The organism is Flavobacterium longum (assembly GCF_965137575.1).
In the GTDB taxonomy this organism is placed as follows: Bacteria; Bacteroidota; Bacteroidia; order Flavobacteriales; family Flavobacteriaceae; genus Flavobacterium; species Flavobacterium longum.
The window spans coordinates 79,253-96,461 of sequence record NZ_CBCRZJ010000002.1 but is presented as its reverse complement, the minus strand read 5'-3'; the positions used below and the strand labels follow the sequence as shown (position 1 = coordinate 96,461).

Sequence of the window (17,209 nt, the reverse complement as noted above, 5' to 3'; positions counted from 1 at the left end):
CTTAGAATATCTTCCTGTTTGCGCTGCGACCATCAATGAATATACTTCGTGAAATCCTTGTGTTCTTCTTTCAGAAGTTCTTCGTCAGACAATGATTTGAAATATTCGTAAGTGATTCTCATCCCTTCGGCACGACCCACTTTTGGCTCCCAATCCAGAATGGCTTTGGCCTTAGTGATGTCTGGCTGACGTTGCAACGGATCGTTCATCGGGAGCGGATGATAAACAATTTTCTGATCGGTTCCGGTGAGTTTGATGATTTCTTCCGCAAAATCCTTGATCGTGATTTCATCTGGGTTGCCAATGTTCACCGGATAGGCGTAGTCGCTATGCAACAGCCTGAATACGCCTTCCACTTGGTCGTCAACGTAGCAGAAAGAACGTGTTTGCGAACCGTCGCCGAAAACGGTTAAGTCTTCGCCACGTAATGCCTGGCCGATGAAGGCCGGGATGACGCGTCCGTCGTTCAATCGCATCCTCGGGCCGTATGTATTGAAAATACGCACGATGCGGGTTTCAACCCCGTGGAACGTATGGTAGGCCATTGTAATTGATTCCTGGAAACGCTTGGCCTCATCATACACGCCGCGTGGCCCGATGGTATTCACGTTGCCGTAATATTCTTCTGTCTGCGGATGCACGAGCGGATCGCCATAAACTTCAGATGTGGATGCAATCAGGATGCGGGCTTTCTTGACACGCGCCAAGCCAAGAAGGTTGTGCGTACCAAGTGAACCGACCTTGAGCGTCTGGATTGGAATCTTCAAATAATCGATTGGGCTGGCCGGCGAGGCGAAATGCAGGATGTAATCTAGCTTTCCGGGAACGTGTACGAACTTAGTGATGTCGTGGTGATAAAATTCGAAATCTTTGTGTTTAAAAAGGTGTTCGATATTTTTGAGGTCGCCGGTGATAAGGTTGTCCATCCCTATAACGTAATATCCTTCTGCAATAAAACGGTCACAGAGGTGCGAACCAAGAAATCCGGCGGCTCCGGTAATGAGGATTCTTTTCATGTGCGATTTTGTTTATAACCGAAGCTTGGATACTACCGTTATATACTGTGTTGCAAACATAAAAATTTGGCGCGTATTAAACTACCGTTCTGTAGATTTCTTTACACTGTTTAAGAAAAGTGTTGGTTGTGCGCGCGCCACTTTTCGGTTACAAAAGATGTTATTTCCTTTTCGAACCGGTCTGTAGAGAATCGCATGGCATGTGTCCGAATGGCGTGCGCGTTGAACGAAGTAGATTCAAACATTTCGAGTGCGCGCCCGAGCGACTCCACAGTTTGAGCTTCAAAAAATACGCCTGTCTCGCCCGGTTTGACGGTTTCGACCACTCCGCCATCGGCGTAGGCAATTACAGGAGTTCCGCATGCCTGCGCCTCGATAGGTGCAATGCCAAAACCTTCGATTCCGGTCTGGATAAATCCTCTTGCTTTACTGACGTAGTGGTGAACCTCTGAAGAATCTAGAAATCCGGTAAAGATTATATTCGGACCAGCCATCTTTTTGAGGTAGCGCGCCTGATCGCCATCGCCTATCACAATCAACTTTTTCCCGCTTTTGTTAAATGCTTTAATGGCAATGTCGAAGCGCTTTACATAAACCAACCTGCCCACGGCAACGAAATAATCTTCTTTTTCTGTTTCCAAATGAAAAGGCTCAAGATCTACCGGCGGATAGATGACTGTTGACTCCCTGCCATATTTTTCCCTAACCCATTGCTGTACGAAGACTGAATTGCTGATAATGTAATCTGGATTTTGACCTTGCCGAATGTCTTCTTTGCGAAGGTAGTGCACCATAGGATACAGCAAATGCCTAAACGCCCCGAAATACAACTTATAGTCGCTCCATATGTAGTTGAAATTACGCGCTTGGAAGTAGCTGATGTGCAATTGGTTTGGACGGCTTTTCCGGACGCCTTTCGCCACTGCGTGCGAGGAAGACAGGATCAAATCTATATCGCGGTCAATCTTGATGGTCTTGATAAAATGCTGGAACGAGAAGAAAACAACCCTGAACTTTTTATTGAGTTTCTTCAGCCTAGTTTCCTTGAGTACTTCAGTGCCCTTGGGATAAATTTTCCTAAGGTTGTCCTGTTCCATGATGTTCACCAACGTGTAGGTAACATCAAATGAAAAAATCTTCTCAAATGTGGCAATAACTCTTTCGGCGCCGCCGTATTTGTCAAGCCAGTCAACAACGAGTGCTTTTTTCAACGAATAAAGGTATTGGATTGGATGGCCAAAAATAATCTGTTTTTTTCCGACAAAAAAGAAAAAGCGAAACTTTAAGCCTGTGGCGGCGCTACCGGATTTTGTTTCTTGGGATGCAGACTGACAAAAGCCAGGAGCAAAATGAAGTAATAATTGCCCATTTGCCTGTTCATTACGTTTTCGACAACGAAGAAAAACATGATGGCGACCAACATGGCCACTTTCGTGAAATCTTGCCGATAGCAAATTAGGCCAGACGCAAAAAAAAGCAAAATTAAGCCAAGACCTATAATACCGGTAAGGAGATAGTAGCAAATGTACTGGTTGTGCGTGTTGAGCTTGCGCTCGATGAAAAAGTTCGCCCTATGCTTGTTTTCCATTTTAGTACCATAGCATTCAATGAGTTTGTCATCTAGTACGCTATACGAAGTAAGCCCGACGATTGGGTTGAAGTTATGGTCTATAGCGATGTCGTGTGCGCAATCCCATGTGATGAGTCGTGGTTCGTAACGCTTGAGTGCCTTAACGGACGATGCCCAGTCTTCTCCGATAAAAAACCGCATCCGTAAATTACTGCTCGATAAAATAATGAGCGCCGGGATGAGCAACATGACGGACACCAATCCGATCCGCTTTATGGACGACATTTTTATATAAAATATGAAATAAAGCGCCGTCATCGCCAAAATAGTGAGCACTGAGATACGCGCCGAAATAAAGAAAACGAACAAGGCGATGTAAACCGCAATAGACAATAATGCCACTTTATACCGAGGATACTCCGAGGCCAGCCTTAGTGCCGAAAAAACGCTGATCACGCAAAGGAAACCCAGATACGGTCTTTCCATTCCAAGCAAATCATTGATGAACGTGCCCTCGCCGAGACTGAGTTGTTCGACTTTAAAATAAAACGACAGAAGATTGTATATCGCCGGAACCGAAAGCACGACCGCCGAGAGTAAGAAGGCCCACAATAATCGATTGAAGTCGGTAATCTTGAGCGCCAGAATCGGAATCGCTACCAAAAGCGGAAACAAACCATACTTGTTGTCCGCCAAAACGCCCGTTACGGCGCCCATTAGCAGAAAATAGGCGAGAAATGTCAGAAAAATCATCAACGGCCACGTCTTGAGCCTGCTAAATGATAGGGATTTTATTGCTTTATAGTCGGCCAGAAAGAAAACACCGAGCGCCATAAGAATGATATTGGGCGCTTTGTTTGAATACGGTATAGAAAGTATGAGCAAGCAAAACATGAAATCGTAGAGCTCGTTTTTTGAAAGGCGCATGCGAATTTAGGTTTTGGTGGTAAAAATAAATCAAAAATAGGTTCCGGTTCGCGGGTTTGTTTTTTAATGTTACTTTTGCGCCGAAATACGTTGCATTTTTATGGATTCTGCCCTCGGTTCAAAAGCTAGGATAATCGTGCTGATGTCACACTACAATGACAATGAGCGCATAAAACAATCGCTGGCATCTTTTGATGAAAACATCCCGATTGACATCTTGATTGTGGATGACGGAAGCACAGTCCGGCCACAGGAAGCCGAACTTCAACCGTATTTTAAACCCGGCAAACTGCGGATTGTAAACATGGAAAAGAACGGCGGTTGCGGCGCCGCGCGTAACTTGGGTTTGCTGCGTATTACGGAAATGCAGCCCGCCTATGAATTCATCGGCACCATGGACTCCGACGACTTGAACAAACCCGGCCGATTCAGGAAGCAACTCGAATATCTTGAGAAAAACACTGATATCGCCTTGATTGGCTCTTGGATAGATTGCATTGATAGTAAAGGTAATTTTCTATACACGCACAAATATCCGGTCAAAGACAAAGAAATCAAGAAACACATGTATGTCAACTCCATGTTTGCCCATCCTACGATGTTGTTTCGAAGTGAAATCTTGAAAACCGTAGGGTTTTTCCCAGAGAAATACCGATGGTCCGAAGACTATGCTTTTGTTTTTAACGTTTCAAAAAAATTCAAAGTCGAAAACCTTCCAGAAGCGTTAATTTACTATACCATCAACGAAAAAGGCTATTCGTCAAAGAACCGCCGTGCCCAAGTATGGGACCGACTCCGGATCATCAAAGACAATTTCGAGTTTGGCTTTTGGCCGGTGTACGGCCTGCTTCGGAATTTCCCCTTGCTGTTCATGTCTCGCGAGTTTCTGGTCCGGATCAAAAAGCTCTTGCGAAAAAACAGTCTTTAGACCTTTTCGGAATAAGATCACATTGCTTTTTCATCGAAAAAACAGCGGCCTAATGTGATTGGCCCTGCAACTCTTTTTGTGTTGCTTGGCGAAGAGCCAGTAACCGGATCATAATCACAAAACAGAGCCAAAATGCGTACTGACGGAAGAAGTCTGTCTGGAGCCAATTCAGGCTCATGCCCGTAAACGAAATCAAGAGAATAAAGGCTAGTACTTTCTCATATTCTTTTGAGGTTTTGAATAGCCTGATGGAATTTGCGATGCAGAGATAAATCATAAAACACCAAATTAGGACGCCGATAATGCCCGTTTCAGCCAATAATCTAGTGTAAAGGTTATAAGATGTGGGAAAAGAAGGGAAATTCTTGTTGAGGTACATGGCCTTAAATTCCCAGTTGTCCTTCTTTGCCCAGCCGGGATATTCAAACCGTGTATAATAGGCTTCCTGACCGAAGCCGACACCAACAACGGGATGCTCCTTGAACACCTGAAGAGACGCGTATTGCATGCCAAATCGCGACTGGTTGGACACATTCTTCTTCAGGTTCTGCGAAAAATTTAAACTCTTTAGTTTCTCGTCAACAGACCTGACGATGTTCTCGCCGTTGGCGGCCAGCATGATGGCGGCAACAATGGCCACGTAGCCGAAGCCGACGGTGACAGTTCTGCGATACTGAGGCATCGCGTACATGATTGCAAACAAGATAACGGCCTGTAGTCCTACCGTCGCCATGGCTGTACGCGAACCCGAAAAGAAAGTAAGGAACAGTACCATTAGTGTTGGCAAGAACTTGTAAAGGTTATTTTTTTCCGTAAGAATATAACTAAACATCCATCCGGAAACCGCAATGAGATAGTTGCCAAGCGCCGGCGATTCATATGCGACGGACGAAATACGGCCGCCCGGTGGAAAATTAACATCGAGAAATGGGAAATAATCGAACAAGTCAAGGATTGGTCTGGCGGCACCGACGTTGAAATAAACAATTGCCGTTTCGAGCACGCCATAAGAAAAAGCGAAAATCATACAGTATAACAAAACACGTCTGATTTTGGTTAAGATTTCTATGACCGACCATCTAACAATCACATTCCAGAAATACAGTAAAAACAAAAATGTGGATATAAGCAACGAAATAAACTGCCGTATAAACCTGTAAATTCCGGTAGTATGCTTAAAGTAACTGTCGGATACGCTATTAAAATTCAAGACAATGGTGATGACGCACCAGATTAAGAAAACCATCAGAACCTGAAAAATCCGACTTTTATAGGGTATTGATATTTTTCCCCTATACAAACTTTCTATTCCGAAAAAAAGAAAACCCAAGAGAAAAAAGTAAGCGCCCGCTTCGTTCTTGAATTCTCCAAGCGGTTCAAAGCCTTCAAAATCATTGAAGGGAAAGAAAAACAACCCAATGAGAAAAAGTGTTACGTAAATTTTCCTGATCGAAAGCATATCAATGATTTGGCTCTTGGTTTACTATTTTTAAGAGTAATTGTCGAAGCAATATACTGCGGAATAGCCAGATTAAGATCATGGCAAGTATAATCCATTCCAGCGCATTAAAAAACAAAAACGCCAAACCGATTATTAAACCGGCCAAACCGATGAAAATAAGATTTGCCTTTTGGAGCGTCTTTACCGTTGTCTTGGCTTCGAACGCCGATAAAATGGAAGCAGAATACAGCCTTGCTACGCCCAAGATCAATAATAGTAAAATGACCGCCTGATACCGCCCGAAATCAAAATTAAGCCGTACAAAACGCCCAACAATGGCCGGAAGGAAATACAAACCTATTCCCATGGCAAGGCTGAACAATAGGATTTTTCGGTTCAAGGCGTCGAACCCAGTCATCGTGAAATGCTTTTTGAAAAAAACCAACTGCTTAAAACCCACATAGTTTTGCAAGATTGAAAACGGCGCCAAAAAAAAGTTCGTGAGGTAAAAATAATTGCCGAAACCCGCCACACCGAATTTTCGCTCAATGATAAAACGGTCGCCGAACATCAGCAGCGAAAATGCTGATATCGAGATAAACTGATGGAAAAACATCGTCAACGTTTCTTTTCTCGACACAGATTCATCGTACACGAATTGTATCCGACGGAAAAAGACGAAAAGCGCAATGGCAACTGAAATAATTATGGCAGCCATCAGTATGTCTATCAACATCGGCAGCCCGGCCAACCACTTAAAGTACCATAATACCGCAATCGGGACGAGCACGATTTTCCAGAAGTTGGAAAGGAACTGCGCGAATACAAATTGCCCATTCAAGCGAAAAATATTGAAAAGGTACAACAATCCAATAATCCCTAGCGAAGATAGATAAAGCATTACAATGCTGCAGTGCGTCGCATGACCATATCCGACCGCGAAAAATACCGTCGCCAAGACTGAAGTAATCAAGATAACGCAAATGATAAGTTGCTTTTGAAAGCGCTGCGTCGTAATGGTGTTTGGCCCAATATGATGTGAAAACCGAAGAAAAAGTTGCTCCGACCCCAATAACCCATACATATATATGATTGAAAAGTACGTTATTGCGATTGAGTATTGCCCGTACGCTTGTTCAGACAAAACCTCTTTCAACAAAATGTTAGCGGCAAAAAAGCACGCGGCGCCAAGAATGATGATAACCAGTGACAGGTGGCCAGTGGCTTTGTCGATAAGTCTTTTCAAACGGTTAGCGGTTGGTTTAGGAACAGGCTTTTAACAAAAAAACACTCTTTCGAGTGTTTCAATTTACTTTTTCCACGTATTTCAATTTCGGGAGTATCTCGCCGCCGATCGGAAATTGCTCCAAGGTTTTGTTCGGCACACCCCTAACAACATGGTTTGTGCCATCGGCAATAGAATTAAGATAGTCTGTTGTGGCAGGTTCAGACATTGCCCTCCAGCGCAATCCATCTTTGATGACAAACCATTCGCCTGTTTCAGATTCAACAACCTTCCCTTCATACCTATCTACATCCGTCAGCGTATCTGCCTGGACTGCCGCTTGCGCCTCAGTATTCTCCGCTTCTTTTTCAACTTTATTGTTACATGAACAAAAAATCGCCAAAATGGCCATCGCTCCAAATAATACCTTTTTCATGTCTTTTTTTTAGTTGTTTCAATGAGCAAAAGTAAACGTTTTTAAACAAAAAGCAAGTGAACACGCCCCGAAATTCAAATTCCTAAAAGCATCGGTTGACGCCTTAAGATTCCCTTAAGAACAGCACTTCATAGAGTTTAAAAACCCTTACGTCGAATAAATAAATGTTTTCCTAACCATTTATATACATTTGGATCGCTTAAAATCAATCCCTTAACGTATTACGCAATGAACAAAATTACCTACTTCTTTTTTACATTGATTTGCCTTGGCTTTGTGAGCCCTTCGCAAGGACAAGTGGTAATCAACGAAGTCCTTTCTTCAAACACTACCATTAATAAGGATGAAGACGACTCTTATCAAGACTGGGTAGAGCTCTACAATGCTGGCGCCTCGGCAGTTAATCTCAATGGTTACGGACTGACCGATGATGCCGCGCTCCCGTACAAATGGACATTCCCGGCGGTCAGCATGCCGGCAAACAGCTACTTGCTGATTTGGTGTTCAGACAAAAACCGTACGGTCGTAGGCCAGCCTTTGCACACCAATTGGAAAATCAGTTCGGCAGGCGAAACCATTACCCTGAGCGCTCCGGGCGGCATCACAGCAGATTCTGCTCCGGCTGCACCGGCAACTTCCAATATTTCCTGGGGCCGCATCCCCAATGGCACCGGATCGTTCATGTACATTACCGCCGTTACCCCGGCTGCACAGAACGGAAGCGTGGGTTATACCGAAATCCTTCCGGCGCCTACGTTTTCACAAAACAGCGGTTTCTACACGGCCGGTTTCAACCTGACGATTTCCACTACGGTTGCGGGCGGCACGATTTACTACACAACCGATGGGTCTGATCCATCACCGACAAACCTGGCGGGAACCACGTATCAGTATCGCAACGTCTACGCAGAACAACCTGGTGATTCCGAAGGGCCGCTGCTCACCAAGAATTACCAGTCGTTCGCCTACACGGCTCCGATTGCCATTGCAGACCGCACGTCGCAGGCCAATGACATCTCGATGATCAATGCGACGTACAAACACAATCCCACGTATTTGCCATCGACGTTTAATATTTTCAAAGGAACCGTGGTACGCGCCATCGTCGTGAAAGCCGGTGCACTCACCAGCCCGATCGCGTCGGAAACGTACATCGTAACGCCTTCGGGCGCGAGCCGTTTCTCCTTGCCGGTGGTTTCCATCGGAATCACCGAAGCCAAACTCTTCGACTACAACAACGGCATCTACGTAGCCGGTAAAGACTGGGACGACTGGCGCGACGCCAACCCTGCCGATACGCCGGAATATGTGGAAGTGGGCAACTACTACCGCTCGGGCATCGCTACCGAACAAACCGCCAACCTGACCTACTTGGTCAATGGTGAGGAAGTGGTCAACCAAACTGTTGGCTTGCGCATCCACGGCGGGGAAAGCAGCACTTACGAAAACAAGTCGTTCAACGTATACGCCCGTTCTGAATACGGCGCCGACAAAATCAACTACAAATTCTTCAGCAACCTGATTGAAGACAAATTTGACCGATTGGTCATCCGCAACGGCGGCGGCGATTTCCGTAACACGATGTTGCGTGACGTGGTGAACCACCAAATTTGCCGCAACCTGTTGCCGACGATTGAAGAATACCAGCCGGCCATTGCCATGATCAACGGAGAATATTGGGGCATCATGGACATGCGGGAAAAACGCGATGACAACTATTTCAAAAGGGTGTACGGCATTGACGATGCAGATCTGGATTTGCTCGAAAATGACGGCATCGCTACAGAGTACATCGAATCGGGCGACAACATTGATTGGCTCGATCTTCAGACTTGGTTTGAAAACAACGACCCGATTTCAGACGCTAATTACGCTTACGTGAACACGCGTCTGGACGTAGAGAATTTCGCCGATTACTACATCGCCAACATTTACATGGACAACCAAGACTGGCCGGGTACCAACCGTGTATACTGGCGCAAGCGCGTACCGTTTACACCGGGCGCCGAATACGGCCACGACGGACGCTGGCGTTTTGTGTTCCATGACATGGACGACAGTTTCGGCATCACTTCAGACAACTACAGCCACAACAACCTGGCGGCGGCCACGGCGGCCAACGGCCCGGCATACCCGAACCCGCCGTATTCGACGTTGTTCCTGCGTAAATTGTTGCAGAACACAACGTTTAAAAATTACTTCATCAACCGTTTCGCCGACTTGATGAACACCACGTTCCTGACTTCGCGCGTGACGGAAATATTGGCCGATATGAATGGTGCGATCCTTCCGGAAGTGAACGAGCACATTGCCCGTTGGAAAAACCCGGAAACCCTAGACACTCGCGACTATTACATCAACTTCTACAATGAATTCGCGAACCAACGCCCGGCGTTCCAGCGCAACCACATCCGTAGCAAGTTCGGCATCACTTCAAACATCAACGCGACTTTGAACGTGTCTGACGTTGCGGCCGGTTACGTCAAGATCAATACAATCGACATTAAAGATGGCACCGACGGCATCACCGGAAACCCATATCCTTGGACGGGCGTCTATTTCTCGAACATTCCGGTGAAATTGAAGGCCATCGCCAATCCGGGTTATATATTTGACCACTGGACCGGCGCTTCTACCGCGACGACCGATGAAATCACGATCAGTTCGGCTTCGGCGTTTTCAGTAACTGCCGTGTTTGCTCCGGTCACGGTAGCCCAAAGTGAGCCAATCTATTTCTGGTACATGGACAGCAACATCCCGAACGACACGCCGCTCACCGACTTGGCCACGACTTTCGAGGCCGATGCCGTTGATGGAAACATTTCCTACACGTCTTGCTTGCCGGGCTATCCATACACATCGGTTGACCCATTGTGGCGTCACGGTTCGATGGAACGCCGCAACAAACCAACGCCTTTGAACTACATTCCGGAAGCCAACGGTGGCGCAGCTTACGTCGCGGCCAACATGAAAGGCTTGCAGATTACCGAACCTTTGGCGAGCGGCGCAAACGGCAACACGATGGTGTTTAACTTCTCGACGGTGAACTACAAAGACATCAAGTTCTCTTTTGCGGCGATGAACGAATTGACCAATGCCACCGGGATTTTGGTAGACTATTCCGTAAACGCAGGCACGCCGGTTTGGTTGACGACTGGTTTGGCATCTTCAACCTTGACGCTGAATTCGGTATTTGAACTTTACACGGTTGATTTTACGCCGGTATTGGCAGCCAACAACAACGCCAACTTCAAGGTCAGGCTGCGTTTCACGGGAAGCAATATGGAAGTCGACAACGGCAACCGCATTACCTTTAACAACATTGCGGTTCACGGTACGACCACACTCGATGCGCCAACGCAAGATCTGGTAAAACTCATCGTTTATCCGAACCCAACCAGTGGCATCATCACGGTGGCCGGAACCAATGGCGAAGTGACCTTCAACGTCTATTCGATGGACGGCCGACTGGTGAAAGCCGGAAAACTCAGCACAGAAGCGCAACTTTCCATTGAAGAACTCAACAGCGGCCTGTACTTGCTGCAACTCAACAGCGACGGCAGGACCGAAACGAAGAAAATCTTCAAGAAATAAACATATCTTTTTGATTGAAAAAGGAGGTCTCGATGGCCTCCTTTTTTATTTTGTGGCGGTCATCTTTCGAATTATCAGGGCTTTCCTGCAACAATTTTCCTTAAGTGACTTTTAAGCGATTTTTAAGTTTGGCAACCTGCAATTCATCGTCAAAATGCGCCGTGTAACGACTAAAATTTAGCGTCCGTTGTGGTTTGGCTACCTTTCCCGCTTAAACACAAACAGCTAGATGATCCGATATTTACGCGCGGCATTTTTTGCCTTTTCACTGTTACTTTCCAGCCATGCCCAGAGCCAGGTCGTGGTCAATGAAGTCGTTTCCGGGAATACGTCCATCAATACCGATGAAGACGGCTCTTTCCAGGACTGGGTAGAATTGTACAACAACGGTCCGGCGGCGGTCAACCTCAACGGGTATGGCCTTACCGACGACAGCGCGCAACCCTACAAATGGGTGTTCCCGAACGTAAACTTGCCCGCCAATGGATATCTGCTCATCTGGTGTTCCGATAAAAACCGCACCACGCCGGGCCAACCGTTGCACACCAACTGGAAAATCAGCGGCGGCGGCGAAGCCATCACACTGACTGCTCCCGGCAACGTTACGGTGGATGTCGCGCCGGCCACGGCCATCCCTAACAACCAATCGCTCGGACGCCAGCCCAACGGCACGGGCAGTTTCAATATCATCGCCTTGGTCACACCCGCGGCCCAAAATCCAAGCGCGGGTTCCGGAGGGCAACTGGATCCGCCAACGTTCTCGCAACAATCTGGTTTCTTCACGACAGGATTTACCCTGACATTAACCAGCAACGAACCGGGCGCAACGATTCTTTACACGCTCGATGGTTCAGAGCCCAGCGCGGCGAATTTGGGCGGCACGACCTACAACTACAAGAATTCGTATCCGGAAATACCCGGGCAACCTTTTGGCCCGATGCTGTTCCGGTCATTCCAAACCAATACCTACAGCGGCGCGCTCACGTTGAACGACCGCACGTCGCAACCCAACAAGATTTCGATGACCTCATCGACGTTTGACTTTTCGCCGGACTACTTACCCGGTGTAAACATTTTCAAGGCAACGGTTGTCCGCGCAAAAGTGGTCAAGGTCGGTTTTCAGGACAGCCCGGTCGTGACCAAAAACTATTTCATCACGCCATCGGGCAATTCCCGTTTTTCGTTGCCGGTATTTTCGCTGAGCATCGACGAGAACAAGCTGTTCGATTATGAAGACGGTATTTATGTGGCCGGACAGATTTTCGATCAGTTCCGGACAGATTTCCCGACCGAACCCGCCGATTATCCCATCGGAAATTACACCCAGAAAGGATCGGCCTTCCAGCGCGACGGTCATTTGAACTATTTCGTCAATGGGCAGGAAGTCTTGAACCAACCCATCGGCGTCCGCGTGCAGGGCAACTACTCACGCCTGTACCCGAGCAAATCGATGAACATCTACGCAGACCAAGACGGCATGGCGTATAAGTTTTTCGCCGACGAACCCTATACGAATTTCAAACGCGTCGTGCTGAAAAACTCGGGCAGCGACTTTTACAATTCATTCTTTAAGGATGCGCTCTGTTCGGAAATGGCGCGTTACCTGCACACGCAAACCGAGGCGAGCCAGCCCGTGGTGACGCTCATCAACGGCGAATACTGGGGTTTGTTGACCATGCGCGAAAAATACGACGATGAGTTTTTCCTCCGGGTGCACGGCATCCCGAAAAACCAGATTGAGCTTCTGGAAAACGACGGCAGCGACCAGTACATCGAGGAAGGCGACAACGACCATTACCTGGCAATGATTGACTACATCGAGAACAATTCGCTGGTGCCGCAAGCCAACTACGACTACATCAGGACGCAGATGGACACCGAGAGTTTCATGGATTATTTCATCACCAACATCTTCATCGCTAATGAAGACTGGCCGGGCAACAACATCGTGTTTTGGCGTAAAAACACGACCTACGACCCGAACGCGCCTTACGGAAGCGACGGCCGCTGGCGTTGGGCCACGCACGACATGAGCTCGACCATGTACAGCGACAATGAAAACATACTTGCCGTAGCTACCGAACCCAACGGGCCGGATTTCCCGAACCCACAATGGTCGACGCTCATCCTGCGCAAATTGCTCGAAAACCCAAGCTTCAAGAACGATTTCATCTCCCGTTTCGCCGACGTGATGAATACGTCGTTTTTACCATCGCGCGTGGTATCGATCATCAATGCGATGAAGGCGGAAATCGAACCCGAAATGGCCGAGCAGGTTGCCCGTTGGAAAGCGCCTTTCGATTTGGACGAATGGGAATATTTCGTAGGCGAGCGGCTGCATTTCGCTAACGACCGCCCGAACCACCAGCGCCAGCACATCCGCGCCGAATTCGGGATTTCGAACAACATCAACGCCACGCTGAACGTCTCGAACGCCGCGCACGGCTACATTAAGATCAACACGATCGACATCCAACAAGGCACGCCCGGCATTACGGCCGCCAACCCATATCCTTGGACGGGGATTTATTTCTCGAACATTCCGGTGAAACTCAAGGCCATCGCCAAACCGGGATATATGTTCAGCCACTGGACCGGCGCATCAACCGCCACAACCGATGAGATTACCATTACTACAGGCGCCAGTTTTTCGGTGACTGCGGTATTCATCCCGGCGAGTTTTTCGGCCGAAGTATCGGTGCCCATCAACTTCTGGTACATGAACAGCGCCATCCCGAACGACACGCCGCTCACCAACCTGAGCTCATTCTACGAAGTTGCGACCGACGGTGTCATCAATTTCGAATCGGCATTCGCCGGATATCCGTATGATGCGTCGCACCCGAACTGGCGTAAGGCATCCATGGAACGCCGGAACAAACCCACCCCGATCAATTACCGTCCGGAAGCCAACAGCGGCAACCCGTATGTGGCCGGCAATATGCGTGGCTTGCAAATCACGCAGCCATTCCAAGACAACGGCCGAGAAAACACCTTGGTCTTCAACCTCTCAACCAAAGATTACAAAAACATCAAATTTTCCTTCGCGGCCATGGACGAAAATGCCGCCACCGGAATTACGATTGATTATGCGGTAAATGCTGGTGCGCCGGTGTGGACAACAGCCGGTTTGTCGGCCACTTCATTCGCATTGGTGACCAATTCATTCCAGTTGTACGAAGCCGATTTTACAACCATTGCTGCCGTAAATGACAACCCGAATTTCAAGGTCAGGTTGCGTTTCACCGGCCCAGATATGACCGCATCGGCCGGAAACCGCGTCACCTTCAACAACATCGCACTCGACGGCGTAAAACTGCCGCTCATTTATCCGTCGCCAAACACATATTTGACCGGAACAGCCATCACACCGCTGACGCCAACGGTTGCTGCCAGCGTGACAAGTTACAGCGTTTCTCCAGCGCTTCCTGCTGGGTTGTCACTCGACACGACAACAGGAATTATTTCGGGAACGCCAACCGCCGTGACACCAACGAATACCTACACCGTAACGGCCACCAATGCTGGCGGCACCGCGTCTTTTGGCATCGTCATCACGGTAAACGCGCCTGTTGTAGCGCCGAGCAATTTATCTTACAGCTCGCCAAACGTTTTCACCAAGGGGGTTTCCATCGGCAACTTGAACCCAAGCGTAACAGGGACAGTTGTTTCGTACAGCGTTTCACCGGCGTTACCGAACGGGTTGGTCTTGAACACCTCAACCGGTGTCATCTCCGGAACACCGACATCGGTCACCGCGACCGCGACTTACACCGTGACCGCAACCAATTCAGGCGGAAGCACGACGTTCGGGATTGTCATCACCGTGAACGATGTGGCGCCAAGTTCGCTGACCTATACATCGCCAAACGTGTTCACCGTCGGAAGTGCGATCTCGAACTTGAACCCAAGCGTGACCGGAAACGTGGTTTCCTACAGCGTTTCACCGGCGTTGCCTTCAGGGTTGGCCGTGAACACATCGACCGGCGTGATTTCCGGGACACCGACTGCCGTGACCGCGACCGCGACTTACACCGTGACCGCAACCAATTCAGGCGGCAGCACGACATTCGGAATCGTGATCACCGTGAACGATGTCGCGCCAAGTTCGCTTACCTATACCTCGCCGAACGTGTTCACCGTTGGAAGTTTGATCTCGAATTTGAACCCTAACGTGACCGGAAACGCCGTTTCGTATAGCGTTTCACCGGCGTTGCCTTCAGGATTGATGTTGAACACATCGACCGGCGTAATTTCCGGAACGCCCGCTGCCGTAACCGCGACTGCGACTTATACGGTTACTGCCACAAACTCCGGCGGAAGCACGACCTTCGGAATCGTCATCACCGTGAACGATGTCGCGCCGAACTCGCTCGTTTACACCTCGCCGAACGTGTTTACCGTCGGGAATACCATTGCAAACCTCAACCCTTCGGTTACCGGAAGCGTGGTCTCTTACAGCGTTTCGCCGTCGTTGCCGACTGGATTGAACCTGAACACCTCAACCGGTGTCATCTCCGGAACGCCGACATCGGTCACCGCGACCGCGACTTACACCGTGACCGCAACCAATTCCGGCGGGAATACNTCTTTCGGTGTCGTCATCACCGTGAACGATGTCGCGCCGAACTCGCTCGTTTACACCTCGCCGAACGTGTTTACCGTCGGGAATACCATTGCAAACCTCAACCCATCAGTGACCGGAAATGTTGTTTCCTACAGCGTTTCACCGGCGTTGCCTTCAGGATTGACGCTGAACACATCGACCGGCGTGATTTCCGGGACACCCGCTGCCGTAACCGCGACTGCGACTTATACGGTTACTGCCACAAACTCCGGCGGAAGCACGACCTTCGGAATCGTCATCACCGTGAACGACGTCGCGCCAAGTTCGCTTACCTATACATCGCCGAACGTGTTCACCGTTGGAAACACGATTACGAACCTGAATCCATCGGTGACAGGAAGCGTAGTTTCATACAGTGTTTCGCCATCGTTGCCTCTTGGATTGAACCTGAACACCTCAACCGGCGTCATTTCCGGGACACCGACTGCGGTGACCGCGACTGCGACTTATACGGTTACTGCCACAAACTCCGGCGGAAGCACGACCTTCGGAATCGTCATCACCGTGAACGACGTCGCGCCAAGTTCGCTTACCTATACATCGCCGAACGTGTTCACCGTTGGAAGTGCGATCTCGAATTTGAACCCTAGCGTGACCGGAAACGTCGTTTCGTATAGCGTTTCGCCGTCGCTGCCTCTTGGATTGAACCTGAACACCTCAACCGGCGTCATCTCCGGGACACCGACTGCGGTGACCGCGACCGCGACTTACACCGTAACGGCCTCGAACACCGGCGGCAGCACGACCTTTGGTGTCGTCATCGCCGTGAACGATGTCGCGCCTTCAGGACTGTCATACACAACACCAAATATTTTCACGGTTGACGAAGCAATTGTGCCGCTTGCCCCGACTGTGGGTGGAAACGTCGTGCTGTTTAGTGTCTCTCCAGGTCTTCCTGACGGGTTGGTGCTTGACCCAATTACGGGTGTAATTTCAGGAACGCCAACAACAGAAACTTCGGCTTCGATTTATACTGTTACGGCTACCAATTCGGGGGGAATGGTATCGTTTGACATTGTCATTACTGTTAATCCGCACGCGCCTTTCTCATTGGTTTACCCGACGCCGAATGTGTTTACCGTTGGCTCGACGATAATTGATTTGATTCCTGCGGCGTCAGGCGTCATCGATATGTACACGATCGTTCCGGCATTGCCTGCCGGTTTGTCTCTGGATACTTCAACGGGCATCATTTCGGGAACACCAACCGCGGTAACGCCGCCAACCAACTTTCTGGTTACGGCCACGAACGCCGGGGGCAACGTATCGGCCGTGTTGTCAATAACCGTCAACGATGTCGCACCGAATTCCCTGACCTATACATCGCCGAACGTATTTACGGTTGGAAATGCGATCTCGAATTTGAACCCAAGCGTAACCGGAAATGTTGTTTCCTACAGCGTTTCACCGGCGTTGCCTTCAGGGTTGACACTGAACACCTCGAC

General features: G+C 48.8%; 9 protein-coding genes and 1 pseudogene. 4 read left to right on the top strand and 6 right to left on the bottom strand.

Annotation, left to right across the window (positions count from 1 at the left end):
* Positions 1-32 precede the first annotated feature (32 nt).
* The 3 genes from ACM9J1_RS03405 to ACM9J1_RS03395 form a co-directional block, all read right to left on the bottom strand.
* On the bottom strand, positions 33-1,016 hold the full coding sequence (locus ACM9J1_RS03405; protein WP_415580530.1) for a UDP-glucuronic acid decarboxylase family protein: 984 nt from the start codon (positions 1,014-1,016) through the stop codon (positions 33-35).
* Between the two features lie 110 nt (positions 1,017-1,126).
* On the bottom strand, positions 1,127-2,227 hold the full coding sequence (locus ACM9J1_RS03400) for a glycosyltransferase (protein WP_415580529.1): 1,101 nt from the start codon (positions 2,225-2,227) through the stop codon (positions 1,127-1,129).
* Positions 2,228-2,298: 71 nt separating this feature from the next.
* Positions 2,299-3,513, bottom strand: a complete 1,215-nt coding sequence (locus ACM9J1_RS03395) for an O-antigen ligase family protein (protein WP_415580528.1) — start codon at positions 3,511-3,513, stop codon at positions 2,299-2,301.
* A 142-nt stretch (positions 3,514-3,655) separates the two neighbouring features.
* On the opposite strand from ACM9J1_RS03395, the gene ACM9J1_RS03390 reads away from it, so the two are divergent.
* The gene (locus ACM9J1_RS03390; protein WP_415580527.1) at positions 3,656-4,441 is read left to right on the top strand and encodes a glycosyltransferase; all 786 of its coding nucleotides are present in this window, start codon (positions 3,656-3,658) and stop codon (positions 4,439-4,441) included.
* A 49-nt stretch (positions 4,442-4,490) separates the two neighbouring features.
* Here ACM9J1_RS03390 and ACM9J1_RS03385 read toward each other — a convergent pair whose 3' ends face one another.
* From ACM9J1_RS03385 to ACM9J1_RS03375, 3 genes are all read right to left on the bottom strand, one after another.
* The gene (locus ACM9J1_RS03385; protein ID WP_415580526.1) at positions 4,491-5,468 is read right to left on the bottom strand and encodes an O-antigen ligase family protein; all 978 of its coding nucleotides are present in this window, start codon (positions 5,466-5,468) and stop codon (positions 4,491-4,493) included.
* 433 nt (positions 5,469-5,901) lie between these two features.
* The gene (locus ACM9J1_RS03380) at positions 5,902-6,723 is read right to left on the bottom strand and encodes a hypothetical protein (RefSeq protein ID WP_415580525.1); all 822 of its coding nucleotides are present in this window, start codon (positions 6,721-6,723) and stop codon (positions 5,902-5,904) included.
* Positions 6,724-7,186: 463 nt separating this feature from the next.
* Positions 7,187-7,543, bottom strand: a complete 357-nt coding sequence (locus tag ACM9J1_RS03375) for a hypothetical protein (protein WP_415580524.1) — start codon at positions 7,541-7,543, stop codon at positions 7,187-7,189.
* 228 nt (positions 7,544-7,771) lie between these two features.
* Here ACM9J1_RS03375 and ACM9J1_RS03370 point away from each other — a divergent pair, with 228 nt between their 5' ends.
* From ACM9J1_RS03370 to ACM9J1_RS03360, 3 genes and pseudogenes are all read left to right on the top strand, one after another.
* On the top strand, positions 7,772-11,137 hold the full coding sequence (locus ACM9J1_RS03370; RefSeq protein WP_415580523.1) for a CotH kinase family protein: 3,366 nt from the start codon (positions 7,772-7,774) through the stop codon (positions 11,135-11,137).
* Between the two features lie 229 nt (positions 11,138-11,366).
* Positions 11,367-15,724 (top strand): annotated as a pseudogene (locus ACM9J1_RS03365) (putative Ig domain-containing protein); the annotation flags it as partial.
* A gap of 1 nt (position 15,725) precedes the next feature.
* The coding region (locus tag ACM9J1_RS03360; RefSeq protein ID WP_415580522.1) for a putative Ig domain-containing protein at positions 15,726-17,209 on the top strand (1,484 nt) is incomplete at both ends.